The sequence below is a fragment of the Bradyrhizobium sp. RT6a genome (genome assembly GCF_040547675.1).
Taxonomy (GTDB): Bacteria; Pseudomonadota; Alphaproteobacteria; order Rhizobiales; family Xanthobacteraceae; genus Bradyrhizobium.
The window spans coordinates 842,542-857,242 of sequence record NZ_JBEPQC010000001.1; the positions used below are offsets into that span (position 1 = coordinate 842,542).

General features: G+C 61.8%; 16 protein-coding genes. 12 read left to right on the forward strand and 4 right to left on the reverse strand.

Annotated features, from left to right (window positions below; genetic code table 11):
• Window positions 1-48: 48 nt before the first annotated feature.
• From ABIC03_RS04235 to ABIC03_RS04245, 3 genes are all read right to left on the reverse strand, one after another.
• The gene (locus tag ABIC03_RS04235) at window positions 49-804 is read right to left on the reverse strand and encodes an outer membrane protein (protein ID WP_354057498.1); all 756 of its coding nucleotides are present in this window, start codon (window positions 802-804) and stop codon (window positions 49-51) included.
• 264 nt (window positions 805-1,068) lie between these two features.
• Window positions 1,069-1,344 (reverse strand): hypothetical protein, encoded by a 276-nt coding sequence (locus tag ABIC03_RS04240; protein WP_354055783.1) that lies wholly within the window; start codon window positions 1,342-1,344, stop codon window positions 1,069-1,071.
• A 424-nt stretch (window positions 1,345-1,768) separates the two neighbouring features.
• Entirely contained in the window at window positions 1,769-2,287 is a 519-nt protein-coding gene (locus ABIC03_RS04245; protein ID WP_354055785.1) for a hypothetical protein, read from the reverse strand.
• A 320-nt stretch (window positions 2,288-2,607) separates the two neighbouring features.
• Between ABIC03_RS04245 and ABIC03_RS04250 the strand changes: the two genes are divergently transcribed.
• The 4 genes from ABIC03_RS04250 to ABIC03_RS04265 all read left to right on the forward strand — a co-directional run bounded on the left by ABIC03_RS04250 (window position 2,608) and on the right by ABIC03_RS04265 (window position 4,217).
• Window positions 2,608-2,898: a hypothetical protein gene (locus ABIC03_RS04250; RefSeq protein WP_354055787.1), complete on the forward strand. Its 291-nt coding sequence runs from the start codon at window positions 2,608-2,610 to the stop codon at window positions 2,896-2,898.
• A gap of 278 nt (window positions 2,899-3,176) precedes the next feature.
• The gene (locus ABIC03_RS04255; protein ID WP_275167517.1) at window positions 3,177-3,509 is read left to right on the forward strand and encodes a hypothetical protein; all 333 of its coding nucleotides are present in this window, start codon (window positions 3,177-3,179) and stop codon (window positions 3,507-3,509) included.
• A 90-nt stretch (window positions 3,510-3,599) separates the two neighbouring features.
• Window positions 3,600-3,773, forward strand: coding sequence for a hypothetical protein (locus ABIC03_RS04260; RefSeq protein WP_275167518.1), 174 nt, complete (start codon window positions 3,600-3,602; stop codon window positions 3,771-3,773).
• Between the two features lie 168 nt (window positions 3,774-3,941).
• Entirely contained in the window at window positions 3,942-4,217 is a 276-nt protein-coding gene (locus ABIC03_RS04265; protein ID WP_275167519.1) for a hypothetical protein, read from the forward strand.
• 147 nt (window positions 4,218-4,364) lie between these two features.
• Here the strand turns inward: ABIC03_RS04265 and ABIC03_RS04270 are convergent, their stop codons facing one another.
• On the reverse strand, window positions 4,365-5,390 hold the full coding sequence (locus ABIC03_RS04270) for a MurR/RpiR family transcriptional regulator (protein ID WP_275167520.1): 1,026 nt from the start codon (window positions 5,388-5,390) through the stop codon (window positions 4,365-4,367).
• 171 nt (window positions 5,391-5,561) lie between these two features.
• Between ABIC03_RS04270 and ABIC03_RS04275 the strand changes: the two genes are divergently transcribed.
• From ABIC03_RS04275 to ABIC03_RS04310, 8 genes are all read left to right on the forward strand, one after another.
• On the forward strand, window positions 5,562-7,103 hold the full coding sequence (locus ABIC03_RS04275; RefSeq protein ID WP_354055790.1) for an ABC transporter substrate-binding protein: 1,542 nt from the start codon (window positions 5,562-5,564) through the stop codon (window positions 7,101-7,103).
• Between the two features lie 79 nt (window positions 7,104-7,182).
• Window positions 7,183-8,127, forward strand: coding sequence for an ABC transporter permease (locus ABIC03_RS04280; protein ID WP_007608695.1), 945 nt, complete (start codon window positions 7,183-7,185; stop codon window positions 8,125-8,127).
• Window positions 8,124-8,984 (forward strand): ABC transporter permease, encoded by an 861-nt coding sequence (locus ABIC03_RS04285; protein WP_354055793.1) that lies wholly within the window; start codon window positions 8,124-8,126, stop codon window positions 8,982-8,984. Before ABIC03_RS04280 ends, ABIC03_RS04285 begins: the two co-directional genes overlap by 4 nt.
• Before the next feature lie 3 nt (window positions 8,985-8,987).
• Window positions 8,988-9,962: an ABC transporter ATP-binding protein gene (locus tag ABIC03_RS04290; protein ID WP_354055795.1), complete on the forward strand. Its 975-nt coding sequence runs from the start codon at window positions 8,988-8,990 to the stop codon at window positions 9,960-9,962.
• Entirely contained in the window at window positions 9,959-10,924 is a 966-nt protein-coding gene (locus ABIC03_RS04295) for an ABC transporter ATP-binding protein (protein WP_354055797.1), read from the forward strand. Before ABIC03_RS04290 ends, ABIC03_RS04295 begins: the two co-directional genes overlap by 4 nt.
• A 358-nt stretch (window positions 10,925-11,282) precedes the next feature.
• Window positions 11,283-12,533 carry an ABC transporter substrate-binding protein gene (locus ABIC03_RS04300; RefSeq protein WP_275167525.1) on the forward strand — a complete coding sequence of 417 codons (1,251 nt, stop codon included), beginning with the start codon at window positions 11,283-11,285 and terminating at the stop codon, window positions 12,531-12,533.
• A gap of 129 nt (window positions 12,534-12,662) precedes the next feature.
• On the forward strand, window positions 12,663-13,490 hold the full coding sequence (locus ABIC03_RS04305) for an AraC family transcriptional regulator (protein WP_027569321.1): 828 nt from the start codon (window positions 12,663-12,665) through the stop codon (window positions 13,488-13,490).
• 200 nt (window positions 13,491-13,690) lie between these two features.
• Entirely contained in the window at window positions 13,691-14,701 is a 1,011-nt protein-coding gene (locus tag ABIC03_RS04310; RefSeq protein ID WP_275167526.1) for a branched-chain amino acid ABC transporter permease, read from the forward strand.

Here is a 14,701-nt window from a genome sequence, read left to right on the forward strand (position 1 = left end):
AGGGCCGGCGTTGCTGCCGGCCCCCTGAAGACATCAGACCGAGAGAGTTCAGTACCTCGCGACGACGGGGTTGGCCCCTCCGAAGCGGTAATTGAAGCGCACGGTGAGCATATCCACGTCCTGAGTGATCCGGTCGTTTACAAAAGCGGCAAGGCGCGGATCGGCGACCGTGAACGAATTATTTCGGTGCCCCATGAACAGATGATCGTATTCGAGTCCCACCGACCAATTCGGGGTGAAGCCATACTCGAATCCGACACCGATGACACCGCCCCAGCGGGTTGCGCTTTGCGCCGCGAGCTCGGCGCCGGTCGCAGTATCAAGCACGCTGAGGCGATTGTCTGTCACCGCAGCGCCGCCCTTCACGTAGAACAGTGACGCATTCCAGGCGTAGCCGATCTGGCCGGTGAAGAGGCCGATGGCGCTCGTTTTGGCGCGCGTGGAGAGCGTCGGATCGAACAGGCTGACGCGCTGATTGCTGAGATCCGCCCAATCGCCCTGAGCCTCCAGACCAAACACCCACTGGCTGGCTTGCCAGCGGTAACCGAGCTGGCCACCGATGACGCCACCGGATCGATCGCGGCAGCCGGAAGCGACGGCGACGCCAGCCGCGTCAAGGAAATCCACGCAGTTGTGGTTCTGCGCCCAGCCACCATTGCCGCCGATGTAGAACCCCGTCCAATTGTAGATCGGAATGATCGGTGCCGGTGGCGGCGCCTTCACGGCCATGTCGGCAGCCATGGCGGTCCCCGCCGTGCACAGCGCCACCAGACCAACGGTTGTCAGAAAAAGTCTTTTCATCATGCTCTCTCCTTGCCGGCCGCTTTTGATTGCTCGAACGGCGGCTTGTTGCACTGCAATCATGCCCCAACTTCCAGCTGAAACTCTACGGGCGATGGCACAGACTCCACGTGCCAAAATGGCAACACTCAAGACATTTCGAACCAGACTCCGGGTTGCCTCGCCAGCAGAGTCGAACGACCGGCGCCAGTATGCGAAATCACCAAAAGGCAGCCGCCCGCTCCGAGCCGCCTCCGGTCATCAGCATCAATCACCATGATGGGCCGCTTATTTCTCCGGGTCGCGCTTGGCGTCTTGGCCGGCAACCTCGTCGCCTTGGTCTTGCTCTATCCAGGACGGAATGTCGCTCGAGGGGATCAGCCGTCGCGGCAAAAAGGGATTGAGCGTGCCTGCAAACACGATCAATCCCTCATTGAGCTTCTCTCGCGCGAAAGCCCGCGCCTCGGCTTCGCTCTCGAATGTGCGTGTCTCCCGTGGACTTCGCCGCTTCGGCAAGGTCCCACGCTTCTGCACCTCGAATGTTACGTACCAGGTCTGCGGCATCCGCCAGCTTCCGGATCGCGATCAAGCAGACATATGCCGGTGAACGATGATCGGTGAGATCATGTCGGCGTCCTAGTTGCGCCGCTCTTCACGGCGCTCCGTGCGCCCTGTACGCCTTTCCAGGCGGCGCCAGTCCGGCCCGTGCGCCGTTCCTGACGCCGCTCGTGGCGGGCTCCCCGCCTCTCCTGGCGTCGCTCCATGCCGATCGTCTGAGCCGGCACTTCTGTTCCTAACAGCACCGTGCCGGATGTCGCCAATCCGAGCAATGAAAGAGCCCCGCGACGATCGAATCGTTCAGGCCTTGACGTTTCACTCATGTCAGTTACTCCCGATCTTGAGGACGTTTGTAGGCGAAGCCTCGACGTGCATTCGTTGATCAGTATCAACGGCGGGCACCCCACTCCGCAGCGACGAACGGAGACGCTCACCAGACCTGGTTGCCAAACCAGCCGTACTGCGGAGGTCGCGAGACGAGCCGGATATTTCTTTCAATGTGCCTCCTCACAATTTTGTTTTGACGCTGCGGCTTCGCATCAGCCTTTGCCGACGGACGCGCTGGCGGTCGTTCGATATCGAGCGGTCCAAGCCGAGCAAATGCCTCGCGCGCGCGCGTCTGTGGCAGGTCGGCGCCCGGCGGGGCGGCGAGCTCGACCTTGGGGACGTCGACCGCCACGATCGTGGGCCGGCTAGTGTCGAGAACGATCCGTTCGGGCAACCTCAAATCAGAGTGGATGCGGATAGTGGAGGAGCGCGCAACGCCATCGTGTATAGCGGGCCGGACCGGGACAAAGGCATCCGCAACGAAGAGCATCGCGAGCAACGCACCGCCGACATAGAACAGATATCGTGAGATAGGCATTGTCGGCGCCATCGCCGCCGCAGATTTTCGTCTGGCAAGCAACGGGCCACGGCGGCAGAATTGGCGAAGCAACGCAACCTGCATGGACGTGGTTGCCTAAATCGAGCCGCCGCCGCTTCCGCCGCGGCGCGCCCCTGGTGAAACACTTGCTGAGGCATGGGCGACGCTTCGTGGTAAGCGCACGCACGCTGCAGCGGACTAATGTTCACCGCGCCCGACGCGGTTTCGCTTGAGCCAGATCAACGAATTGAATTATCGCAACACCGCCTCGCGTTAGTGCCGCATGGCATAGTCAGTGTCAGTGACATGCCCCTTGGTACAATGGCCGGAAGGGCAATTGCAGAGATGTGGCACGCAACGCAGAATTCTCACCGCGTACATCGAGCTTCTGGCAGGGAGGGCCGATGATGAGTCAATCCGAGCTGAGTTCGCGCGCAGCACTTTGCCGGCAGCTTGCAAGCCAGGATCCGGTAAACCAAATAGTCTGGATGGCCGAGGCAAGGAGCTGGTCACGCCAGGCCGCCGAGACGCTTCATGATGAGCACCAATTGAAAGGTGGCATCACCGCCCGATTGTTCTTCGCGTTCAGCAAATTGGTCGAGGCGCAACACGAGCCTACAAACGAAACAGCAGACATGATGAAGAGCAGGTCGAGAGGCGTCATGCCGTCTCGGAGCTTGTCGCCGACTGCCTGACGCATTCCAGCAAACAGCGCTCGCACGATTGCATACTTCGCTCCAGTGTGGAGAAGCCGTCCCACGTGACAGCACGCTTTCCGATGCGACCCGGCGGGCTGCACTTTTCAGACGTCGGAGCGTCCTCCTCCAGATTCACTTAACTCGCTCCGAACTGGATCCGGCGAATTCGAAGAGGAAGCGGACTCGATTTATTTCAATCCCTTGATCTAAAGCAAGTCGGCGGCCCAGTGCCGGGATGGTGTTGCAGCGTTGAACTTCATTTTTGGAGAACGTCCATGAAGTCGATAAGCGCAAGGAAAATTGCCGTTGCCGTCGCCGCGCTCGTATGCGGCACGACGCTGTCCATAGGCTGGACCGACCAAGGCGGAGTTTCGCTGAAGGTCGACAAGGCGCAAGCGGCGACGCGATTGTACGTCACTCCCTCTTATCGCGGACACTACTACACTAACGAGAGTCTGCCCTGGTACGCTGTTCGGGCCTATTACTTCGGCGGACCGTGGAGCTACGGCTATAGCGGCTGGACCGACTATGCGGCGCGCAACGGCATCGGTTGCGTCCCAGGCTCGTTGGTGAAGGGCGGTGACGGCATCATGTATGTCTGCCAATAGAGCTTGATAGCGGCGCGATGGACGGCGCTCATCAAGCCGCCTGTCGCGCTAAGCTGCGTTCCGAGATCGGCGACTGAGGGGGAGGATACCATGACCTATGTTCTGGTCGTCATCAGCTGGCTCGGCGTCGCGAACGGCGCCGTAGTCTCGACGCAAGAATTTTCAAGCGCAGAGCGTTGCGAAGCAGCCCGGATAGCGCTGATGGAATACGCAAAAGCGCGCAGTACCGACGAGACGCTCAGGCCACTCTGCATACAGAAGTAAAAAAGCGACGAAAAAGTGTGACGCATGCACCCGACCCCGACTGAAATCGTTCTGGTGTTTCGCCTTTGCTAACAGCTTCACGATTTCCACGGTTCTTTGATCTTGATCAATGGTCCGAGCGCCAGTCCATGGAGCGATCCAAATTCACTCTCACAGGCGGAGACTATCATGAAGCGTGGTTTGGTCACAAAGCTATCACTCGCGGCTGCCGTGGTCGCCCTTGGAGTGTCCGGCTCGATCGACTGGTCGGTCGACGAAGGCCTTTCGCTCTCGCTCGGCCGGGCTGAAGCACGGGTCGGGCGGCCCTTGACACCTGTATCAGTCGCTGGCGTAGCACGGCGCACCACCAGGCGCGCGGTCGTCGGCGGCGCGGCAGTCGGTGCAGCCGCTGTCGGCACGGCATGTGTCCGCGTTCTGGTCAATGGCAGCTACGTCTGCCGCTGATAGCCGTCGTTGCCGGCTCTGAACACCGCATCCTGCCGGATAATTTTTCTGCAGGATGTGCGGTTTCGGGTTTCGGAGCGCGATTGACGTGGCCGGATGCGAGCGGCAATGCACCGACCAAATCCTCGTTGGGCCACTGCAGATTTTTCAGTCTCCCAGCGGCCCTTTGGCGTCCCCGTCGCTTCCCTTCAGCAACTCGTATTTGATCCGCCGCATGCGTGCCTGGGCTTCGAGCGGCTTGCAATAGGCAGTTGACGCTGCGAGCAGGTCGATGGTGGCGAGAAACGCATAGCGCGACGCCGTAGGCTTGAGCGCGTCGGGCGCTTCGGGCACGTGCACGCCAAGCGCAATATCGGCGATTGAGGCCAGCCTGCTTTGCGGCTTAGTGATTGCCACGACCAAGGCGCCGTATTGCTTGGCGATACTGGCTGCGTCGATCACTTCGTTCGCCGCACCGGTGGTCGAGATGGCAACGACGACGTCATCCCGCCCGAGGGTCGCCGCGATCATGCGCATCAAGCTCGGGTCAGAGGCATGCGAGACGGCAATCCCAAGACGAAAGAACCGGTTCTGAACTTCCGCCGCCGCAAGAGTGGAACCGCCCCCCACCCCGAACGCTGCAAGCTTCGAACAGCCGGAGATAGCCTCGGCAGCCCTCTCGATGTCCTCCTTGCGAAGTCCCTCCTCGGCAGCGGCAATTGCACGACGAATTTCCTGAAACACCGACCGCCACAGCGCGGGGCGCGCCAGATCGGTCCCGACATGCGGGGGAAGCTCAACGTAGATCCGCCCAACCGCCATTGCTTGAGCCAGCCTCACCTTGAGGTCCCGGACGCCCCGGCAACCGACGGAGCGGCTGAACCGGGTGACCGTCGGCTCGCTCACGCGCGCCCGACGGGCCAGCTCGGAATTGCTGGCGTGAACGGCAAACTCCATATCGGCCAGCAGCACCGTGGCAACGCGTTGCTCGGACGGGCTGAGGCTTGGAGCGCTCTGCCTGATGAGGGAGATGATGTCGCCGACCACGACATTGTCGTCGCCCGACGGCTTCGAGATCGCTGCATCAACGGCTCTCGTCGGATGATTTCGCTTTGCACGCGCCATTGCCGCCCTTCCCCAGGTCAGATCCACCTGCGCCCTTGGCAAGAAGCTGCCGTAAGAAACCTTCAGCATCCGACCAAACGTATATCGGCATGCCCCATCAATAACAGCATTTTCCGCTTGATAATTGCCAAATTGTGTATGTAACTTTCAAACAAGCAATAGCGTGCCATCAGCCCAACAGCTGAAAGGCACATCCCCTGCACCGGGAAGCAGGCGGTTCAACAAGGCGGGAGGGCGATCATGAGATACGGTCCAAGTGTCTTGATGCGTGGCGTCGTGGGGCTGGTTACCGCGTCATTCTTGATTGCGCAGGCTAATGCCGCCACCCTGCTGCGCGAAGCCACCATCGGAGAACCGCCGCCGCTCGATGTCATGCTGACGACAGCCGATGTGGCATCGGTCATCGGCCGCCACATCTTCGAGACCCTGTATGCGCTGGACTCAACCTATACGCCGCGTCCGATGCTGGCCGAGAACGATCGGACGGAAGACGGCGGTCGGACCATCGTCATCGAGCTCCGCGAGGGTGTCCTCTTCCACACCGGCAAGGAGATGACCGCCAAGGACGTGGTCGCCTCGATGACGCGATGGGGCAGTTTCGGTGCGCGCGGCAAGCTCCTGATGGCGGCGGCTACGTCGGTCGAGGCGACCGGAAAGTATGAAGTCACGCTGAAATTGTCCGCGCCGAACGGCGCCTGGAAGGCTCTCATTGCGGACGTCAATGGCGGTCTTGCGATCTATCCGGAAGACATTGCCACCAAAGCGGGAAACCGGCCGATCGAGCAAAAGGACTATATCGGCACCGGGCCTTACAAGTTCGTGGAGTGGCGGCCGAACCGCTACGTCGAGGTGGAAAAGTTCGACGGCTACAAGCCGTTGAAGGAAAAGGGTGACGGCTTCGCCGGCGCCCGCCTTGCGAGCTTCGACAAGATCCGGTTCATTCCGGTGCCTGACGTCGGCACGCGCATGAGCGGCGTGCAGGCGGGCGACTACGACTATGCGGAAATGATCTCCGGCGATCTGTACGAGTCCCTGAGCAAAGATCCATCGGTTCAGGTGCAGCGTACCAACGCGCCGATCTTCGGCCTTTTTTTCATGAACTCGAAGCAAGGAATCCTGAAGGACAATTACAAGCTCCGCCGCGCCATCCAGACCGCGTTGGACAAGTCGCAGGCGCTGCGCGTCGCCTTCGGTCCCAAGGACCTGTGGAATGCCGAAGGATCGATCTTTCCCAACGGCACACCCTGGTACTCGACGGACGGCGCCTCAAATTATAGTGCGCACGATCCGAAGAAGGCCAAGGAGCTCGCAAAGGAGGCGGACTACACGGGGGCGCCGATCCGCCTGCTGGTCTCGACGAACTATCAGGCACACTATGACGAAGCCTCCGTCTTCACCCGCCAGCTGGCCGATGCCGGCATCAATGTTCAGATGATGGTCGTCGATTGGGCGACTCTTCTGAAGATGCGCGGCCAGCCGGAACAGTGGGACATCTTCGTCACCCACCATTCCTTCGCGCCCGACCCGCTGCTGCTCACGTTCCTGAATGCGAGCTATCCCGGATGGTGGGACAGCCCCGAGATCGGCTCGCTTCGGGCTGAGTTGATCAACACGACCGATCCAGCCGCGCGCAAGTCGACATGGGACAAGATCCAGTCGCTGATCTATGAGCAGGTACCCGTGATGAAAGTAGGCGATGCCTACACCTATGACATTGCGTCTCCCAAGCTCAAGGGGCTCAACCCAAACGGTCCCGTGTTCTGGAATGTGTCAACGAAGTAAGGACGGGCAATGAGGCCGCGAGGACTGTCGAGCGCCGGCGCCAGCGCGCATCGTTGCCGCTGAGCAGGCGCACAATCACATGTGGTCTTACGCATTCAAGCGCGCAGGAACGACGGCGGTGACGCTGCTGGCGGCGTCCATCATCATCTTCGCGTTCATCCATATCGTGCCGGGTGACCCGATCTATGTTTTGCTCGGTGACACCGCGACTCCCGACCAGATCGACGCCTTGAGACACCAACTCGGTCTCGACCAACCGATCATCCTGCAATATCTCACTTGGGCCGGCCATGTGCTCGAGGGCGACCTCGGGCGGTCGATCTTCTTCCAGGCGCCCGTGCTGTCGGTGATTGCCGATGGCGCCGAGACCAGCACCTTGCTCGCCACGATGACGATGATCTGGGTTGCGGTCATCGGCGTGCCGATCGGAATGATTGCGGCGGTCCGGCACGGCACGTGGCTCGATCAGGGATTGTCCGGCGGGGCGATGCTGATGGCCTCGATACCCACGTTCTGGGTCGGGCTCTATCTGATCCTGATCTTTGCGGCCTGGCTCGGTTGGTTTCCGAGCTCCGGTTATCCGTCGATCTTCGAAGGTGGCGTCGTCAATCTCCGCTATCTCGTCCTCCCCAGCCTGGCGCTAGCGGCTCCGAATGCCGCCTTGATCCTGCGGCTGACGCGCGCCAGCATGCTCGACGTCTCCCGGGAGGACTACGTGCGCACGGCGCGTGCAAAGGGAATCCGGCCGTGGCAGGTGGTGCGCCGCCACATTTGGCGTAATGCACTCCTGGCCGTCGTCTCGGCCTTCGGCTTCACCTTCGCCGCACTGCTGTCCGAAGCGGTGGTGACCGAAACCGTGTTTGCCCTGCCCGGCATCGGCCGCCTCGTCGTTCAGTCGATCCTTCGTCGAGACTACCCTGTGATCCAGGGCGTCATCCTGGTCATCGTGGTGGTTTATCTCCTGATCAATCTGATCGTCGATCTGAGCTATCGTCTGCTCGATCCGCGGGTCGAGCTCCAATGAGCAGCAATAGCGTGACCTTGTGGCTCAGGCCGTTCACCGCCCGCCCGATCGCGCTGGCCGGGCTCGGGGTCCTTGTGGCGACTGTGCTCGCCGCGGTCTTCGCGCCCTGGCTGTCGCCTTACGATCCGTATGCCATCGATCCCCTGATCCGTCTGACGCCCCCGAACGTGACCCACTGGTTCGGCACCGACCAATTCGGCCGGGATACTCTCTCGCGCACCATTCATTCATCACGCATGGCACTTCTGATCGGCTCGGGCGTGGTGGTCTTCGCCCTCGCAACGGGCGTTCCGGCCGGCGTACTTTCCGCTCTGTTTCCGCGGCTGGGTCACCTGCTGATGCGCATGGTCGACGTGCTGATGGCCTTTCCGACTCTGCTTCTCGCACTTGGGCTGATTGTCATCTTGAGCCCGAGTGTGGGCACCGTCATTCTGGCCATCGGGCTCGGCTACATGACGACGACGACCCGCATCGTCTACGGACTGACACTGCGCTTGCGCGCGGAGACCTATGTCGAGGCATCCCGCAGCATGGGTGCCGGAACGGCATGGCTCATCAGCAGGCACATCTTGCCGAACCTTGTCTCACCGCTTCTCGTACAGGCCAGCTTCGTCTTCGCGTTCGCGCAGCTCGGCGCGGCTTCACTCGATTTCGTGGGCCTCGGCGCGCCGCCGGACATTCCGAGCTGGGGCAATATGCTGGCGGAATCGCGCACCTTCATCACGCGCGCTCCGTGGCTGCTCTTCTTTCCGGGCATGATGATCGTGGCGACGGCATTTTCTCTGAACCTGGTCGGCGATGCATTGCGCGATCGACTCGATCCGCGGTTCCGTCAGGTCTTTGGTGAGAAGGGTTAGGCCGTGCTGACAGTTTGCGACCTTACGGTGTCAGTGGGGCCGGAGACCGCGCCGGTCGACATCGTCGCGGGCGTGTCCTTCAGCTTGGCCAAGGGCGAGATCCTCGGCCTCGTCGGCGAGTCCGGCTGCGGAAAGAGCATGACCTCGCTTGCAGTCATGGGATTGCTGCCGCAGCCCGGTCCCCGGGTCCGGGCCGGGCGGGTCCTGTTGGAGGGCTGCGACGTAACGCAGCTGCAGCCCTGGCAACGTGTCGAAGCGGGCCACGGCCGCATGGCAATGATCTTTCAGGAGCCGATGACCTCACTGAACCCGGTTCGCCGGATCGGCGATCAGATCGCGGAAGCCGTGCGCGTGCATGAGGGAATTCCGGGTGCAGCGGCGCTCGTCCGTGCGCGCGAACTGCTCGAACTGGTGCGTTTGCCTGACCCCAAAATGCAGCTGTCCGCGTATCCGCACCAGTTGTCCGGAGGCCAACGCCAGCGGGTCATGATCGCGATTGCGCTGGCCTGCCGGCCACAGGTGCTGGTCGCCGATGAACCGACCACAGCGCTGGATGTCACCATACAGGTTCAGATTCTCGGACTCTTGCGCGAGCTCTGCAACCGGCTGGATATGGCGATATTGTTCATCACTCACGACATGGGAGTCATTGCGCAGCTCGCCGATCGCGTCGCCGTCATGTACGCCGGCCGAATCGTGGAAACTGCGGCAGTCGATGCGCTGTTCGGCGCACCGCGTCACCATTACACCCGCGGACTGATGGATTGCATGCCGTCGCGAAATTCCGGTGCGCGCCGGCTGCCTACCATTTCTGGTCAGCCGCCGCTGCCAGGTTCGGTCGCTGCTGGCTGCGTGTTTGCCCTGCGTTGCGCAGCGGTGCGCGATGAGTGCCGCGTGGCGACCCCGCCTCGTCTGGAGGCCTCCCAAGGACACGAGGTGCTCTGCGCATTTCCGCTTGCCCGCGGGGAGCTGCCATGAGCGGCAATGTCATCCTCGATGTCCGGGACATGATGGTCTCGTTCAGTGCCAGGCGAGCCGGTCGGAAATACCGGGTGCAGGCGGTGGATGGTGTATCGCTGTCGCTGGCCGAAGGCGAGGTCCTCGGGATCGTCGGCGAGTCCGGTTGCGGCAAGACCACGCTGGGCCGAACCCTCGTCGGGCTGGTCCAGCCCGACAGCGGCAACATCAATTTGAAGGGAACCGAAGTGATCGGAGCCGGCGGCTCCGGCCTCCGCGAGATGCGTCTGAATGTCCGAATGGTTTTCCAGGATCCCAATGCATCGCTCAACCCGCGGCGCACAATTGGAGATTCGGTGGCGGAGGCGGCCGACATCAGCGGCTTCTTCAAGAGCCGCGCCGAGCGCAGCGCGGCCATAGCTGCCACCTTGACGGCCGTCGGGTTGAACCCGTCTTTCGCCGCTCGCTATCCCTACGAACTGAGTGGCGGGCAGCGGCAACGGGTCGGAATCGCGCGCGCCATTCTTCCTACGCCGTCCATCATCGTCGCCGACGAGCCGGTCTCGGCCCTCGACGTTTCCGTGCAGGCGCAGGTGCTCAATCTGATGATGGATCTGCGTGACCAGTTGAGACTGGCGATGCTCTTCATCTCGCACGACCTTGGCGTGATCGGACAGATCAGCAGCCGCGTTGCTGTCATGTATATGGGCCGGATCGTGGAGCAGGCCGGGACGCGGACGGTGCTGGATCATCCGCTCCATCCCTATACGCGCGCGTTGGTGGCAGCAATTCCGAAGCCGGATCCATCGAGGCGGATCCTGGGCGCGATCGAAATGGGTGAACCGCCGAGCCTCTTCACACGACCGCACGGTTGTGCATATGCGCCCCGCTGTCTAATGGCCAGCGATCGCTGTCTCGTCGATGTGCCACAACTTCGATCTGTCGGTGCGGACGGTCGGACAATCGCCTGCCACAACGTATAACCATCGAATGTCGCTGAGCGAAACGAGCCGCGCGAGGCACTGAGCCGGCAACGCTTGGGATTGATTTCTCCTCTATTCGAGCGTTCCCATTCACGCGGCGGCAGTCCGCGACCGCCATGCGGCAGGCACATGCAAATTCGGGAAGCCCGACGCCTGTTGCACCGCGATGTTAATCGCGACGCAGCATTCAAAATGAGACTGCCCGTTAAGCCGCGCACAGCTCCGATACGTGCGCTGCATCGGAGTTCGGTTAGCCTCCACTTCAAGAACCGTCGGCCCTGCCCGAACGCCGCACGACGCAGCGGACGCGCCAGGGCGCGGTGAAAAACAGCGACAAGAACGCCAAGGGAGGAGAGCAATGTTGAAAGGCAGTCTAGGACTGATCGCGTTGAGCAGCCTGTTACTTTCGGGCACAGCCTTCGCACAGGAGAAGATCAAGGTCGGCGTCACCGCGACGCTCGAAGGCACCTACACCGTGCTCGGCGAGGACGGCATCCGCGGCTTCCAGACGGCCCTCAACGTGCTCGGCAAGAAGGTCGGCGACAAGGAACTCGAATTTGTCATCGCCTCGACCGACGCGACGCCGGACTCCGCCGTACGAGCCGTGCGCAAGCTGATCGAACAGGACAAGGTGCAGATTCTGCTGTCGCCGCTCTCCGGCGACGAAGGCATCGCGGTCAAGAATTTTGCAAAGACCCATCCCGAACTGACCTTCATCAACGCCGCCTCGGGGGCCCAGGAAACGACCTATGTCGATCCCGCTCCGAACTTTTTCCGCTACAACATGGACGGTGCGCAGTGGCAGGTCGGCCTCGGCAAATACGCTTATGACGAAAAGAAGTATCGCAAGATCGCGACCGTCGGCGAAGACTACTCCTTCATCTATACGCAGGTATTCGGCCTCGTGCTCGAGTTCTGCGGTGCCGGCGGACAGGTCACCAACCGGCAATGGGTACCGCTCGGCACCAAGGACTTTGCCTCGGTTATCGCCGCACTGCCCGACGACGTCGACGCGATCTATCTCGGCCTCGGCGGGGCCGACGCCGTCAACTTCCTGAACCAGTACCAGCAGGCCGGCGGCAAGGCGCATCTGATGGGCGGCTCGATCATGATCGACCAGACCATCCTGTCGTCCAAGGGCAACGCCAAGAATGCCCTGATCGGCACGCTGGCCGCGAGCGGCCAGGCCGACACCTGGGAGAACCCGAGTTGGCAGAAGTTCGTGAAGGACTATCAGGACGCCTTCCCGGCCAACAAGCGCTTCCCGAGCCCATCGCTGCTCGCCACCAACTATTACGACTCGACCATGGCGCTGATCCTGGCGCTGCGTCAGGTCAATGGCGATCTCTCCAACAACCAGGCCAAGTATAAGGAAGCCCTCGCCAAGATCGAGATCGACGCACCCAATGGCAAGATCAAGCTGGACTCCAACCGCCAGGCGATCGGCACCAACTTCGTCACCGAGGTCGTCGACGACGGCAAGGGCGCGCTGTTCTCAAAGGTCGTGAAGGTGATCCCAAACGTCAACCAGACGCTGGGCTACGATCCCGCAGTGTTCGCCAAAATCGGTTTGCCGAGCCGCACAGTACCGGAATGTAAGAAATACTGACCTAGTCTCGTTCGCGAGCGATGATCGACCGGGGAGAGATTTGCCAGGACGCGACACGTGCGCCCTTGCATTCTCTCCCCGGTTGTTGAACGCTACCAAAAAATACCAAGAGCTTTTGGGAGGAGAGGCATGAGCCGGGCGCTCGCCGTCTTCCACGGCCGCTTTGGTCGGGCGACGGTCTATCAGTTGAACCGCCCTTTCAACATCCACGCACATCGCGAAGGTCATTTGATCTTCCATGTCGGCGGACGTTCCGCATGCATCGATGTCAGCGACGGACGTTACGAGCTCACAGAAGGTTCCGTCGTCGCGGTCAATCCGTGGGAGCCGCATAATTTCCTGCCATCCGATCTCGAAGGCGGCGCCGTTTTCTTCGTGCTCTACGTCAATGCAGAGTGGTTCGCGCCCGACGCGCCCGGCGCCGACCGCCTGCGCTTCGGCCGTACCCAGTTCACGCGGTCGGTTGCGCTCGACAAGCATATCAGGCACGCAGCCGCCCTCGTGTGCGGCGCCCCCTCTCTCAACAGCCTCGATGGCGAGCTGAGAAGTCTCATCGACATCTGTTATGACGAAAGCTGGCAACAGGCCGCGACCGCGCGCGATCCGCGCGCAAACGGCTCCGTCACGGATTTTCGTGTGCGCAAGTGCATCAAGATGATGTCGGAGAGTCCCGGCGCCGAGATCGAACTCGACACCATCGCGCGCGAATCCGGCCTGTCGCGGCCGCATTTCTACCGGCTGTTCCGCACCCAGACCGGCGTCACGCCACACCTCTATCTCAACACGCTGATGATGGAGCAGGCGCTGGAGGCGCTGGTGGCGAGCGAAGCGCCGATCGCCGATATCGGCTTCGATCTCGGTTTCTCGTCGCAGAGCGGATTCACCCGCTTCTTCGCCGCCAATGTCGGCATGGCGCCGACCGATTATCGCCGCGCGGCCAAGGTTTTGCGCGCCTGACCGCACGCGAAAAGATACTCACGATCAAACGCCTCCCTTTCAGCCGCATTAGGATAGGCCAAATGCGGTCCCGAAAAGAGGATCGCGCGCGATAGGGAGCGCATGTTCATGGCAGGGCTTGCGGCCGGCAACGGTCTGCGTGCCCCTCCGTCCTGCTTGCGGGATGAGAGATGGGGTGACGTGAAGACGGAGCGGCGATCATGACCCGCTTTGTCGAACGCCATCCCGCCTGGGCATTGATCGTCATTATCGCGATCGCGGTGGCGCTTTGGCTGATTTTCGCGGTGTGGCCGCAGGGCCTTGAAGATGCGGTCGGCCGCAAGCGGGTCTTTCTCAACGCGCTCTTCAACGGCATCACGCTCGGCGGTCTGTATTTCCTGGTCGCCAGCGGTTTTACGCTGATCTTCGGCCTGATGCGTAACGTCAACCTCGCACACGGCTCGCTCTATTTGTTCGGCGGCTATGTCGGCTACGCCATCAGCGCCGCGACCGGCTCATGGGTCCTCAGCTTCATCGTCGCTTTCATCCTGACGGCACTGGTCGGCGTCCTGCTCCAGGTCCTCGTCTTCCGCCGCATGGAAGGCCAGGACTTGCGCCAGACCATGGTGACGATCGGACTCTCGATCGTATTCGCCGATTTGATGCTGTGGGCCTGCGGCGGCGATTTCTATCAGATCCAGACCCCGAACTGGCTGATCGGACCTGTGGAGCTGCCGCTGGTCACCGCGGTCAAATCCTCAGGCGAGCCGGTCTATCTCCGCTATCCCCTGGTCCGGCTCGTGATCTTCGCCGCCTCCGTCGTAATCGGCGTGGCGATGTGGCTCGCGCTCAACCGCACGCGCATCGGCATGATCATCCGCGCCGGCGTCGACGATCGTGACATCCTGGCTGCGACCGGTGTGCGGATCCAACTCGTTTTCGTCGTGGTGTTTGCGCTCGGCGCCGGCCTCGCCGGCGTCGCCGGTGTCGTCGGCGGAACGTTCCAGTCGCTCTCGCCCGGCGAGGATATCCGCTTCCTGCTCGCCTCCCTCGTCGTCGTGATCGTCGGTGGCATGGGCTCGATCCCGGGTGCCGCGCTGGGCGCGCTCATCATCGGCCTCGCCGAACAGCTCGGCTCGGTCTACATCCCGACCTACGCCATCGTCGTGACCTTCCTGATCATGGTTCTGGTGCTGGCAATTCGGCCGCAGGGCCTGTTGGCGAGGCGCTGA

What these genes read in the sequence shown, in the direction of transcription:
- ABIC03_RS04240 (WP_354055783.1), bottom strand. Translation starts at nt 1,344, where the DNA reads ATGCCGCAGACCTGGTACGTAACATTCGAGGTGCAGAAGCGTGGGACC.
- ABIC03_RS04305 (WP_027569321.1), top strand. Translation starts at nt 12,663, where the DNA reads ATGAGCCGGGCGCTCGCCGTCTTCCACGGCCGCTTTGGTCGGGCGACG.
- ABIC03_RS04245 (WP_354055785.1), bottom strand. Translation starts at nt 2,287, where the DNA reads ATGCAGGTTGCGTTGCTTCGCCAATTCTGCCGCCGTGGCCCGTTGCTT.
- ABIC03_RS04285 (WP_354055793.1), top strand. Translation starts at nt 8,124, where the DNA reads ATGAGCAGCAATAGCGTGACCTTGTGGCTCAGGCCGTTCACCGCCCGC.
- ABIC03_RS04235 (WP_354057498.1), bottom strand. Translation starts at nt 804, where the DNA reads ATGATGAAAAGACTTTTTCTGACAACCGTTGGTCTGGTGGCGCTGTGC.
- ABIC03_RS04300 (WP_275167525.1), top strand. Translation starts at nt 11,283, where the DNA reads ATGTTGAAAGGCAGTCTAGGACTGATCGCGTTGAGCAGCCTGTTACTT.
- ABIC03_RS04280 (WP_007608695.1), top strand. Translation starts at nt 7,183, where the DNA reads ATGTGGTCTTACGCATTCAAGCGCGCAGGAACGACGGCGGTGACGCTG.
- ABIC03_RS04250 (WP_354055787.1), top strand. Translation starts at nt 2,608, where the DNA reads ATGATGAGTCAATCCGAGCTGAGTTCGCGCGCAGCACTTTGCCGGCAG.
- ABIC03_RS04310 (WP_275167526.1), top strand. Translation starts at nt 13,691, where the DNA reads ATGACCCGCTTTGTCGAACGCCATCCCGCCTGGGCATTGATCGTCATT.
- ABIC03_RS04260 (WP_275167518.1), top strand. Translation starts at nt 3,600, where the DNA reads ATGACCTATGTTCTGGTCGTCATCAGCTGGCTCGGCGTCGCGAACGGC.
- ABIC03_RS04295 (WP_354055797.1), top strand. Translation starts at nt 9,959, where the DNA reads ATGAGCGGCAATGTCATCCTCGATGTCCGGGACATGATGGTCTCGTTC.
- ABIC03_RS04275 (WP_354055790.1), top strand. Translation starts at nt 5,562, where the DNA reads ATGAGATACGGTCCAAGTGTCTTGATGCGTGGCGTCGTGGGGCTGGTT.
- ABIC03_RS04255 (WP_275167517.1), top strand. Translation starts at nt 3,177, where the DNA reads ATGAAGTCGATAAGCGCAAGGAAAATTGCCGTTGCCGTCGCCGCGCTC.
- ABIC03_RS04270 (WP_275167520.1), bottom strand. Translation starts at nt 5,390, where the DNA reads ATGCTGAAGGTTTCTTACGGCAGCTTCTTGCCAAGGGCGCAGGTGGAT.
- ABIC03_RS04265 (WP_275167519.1), top strand. Translation starts at nt 3,942, where the DNA reads ATGAAGCGTGGTTTGGTCACAAAGCTATCACTCGCGGCTGCCGTGGTC.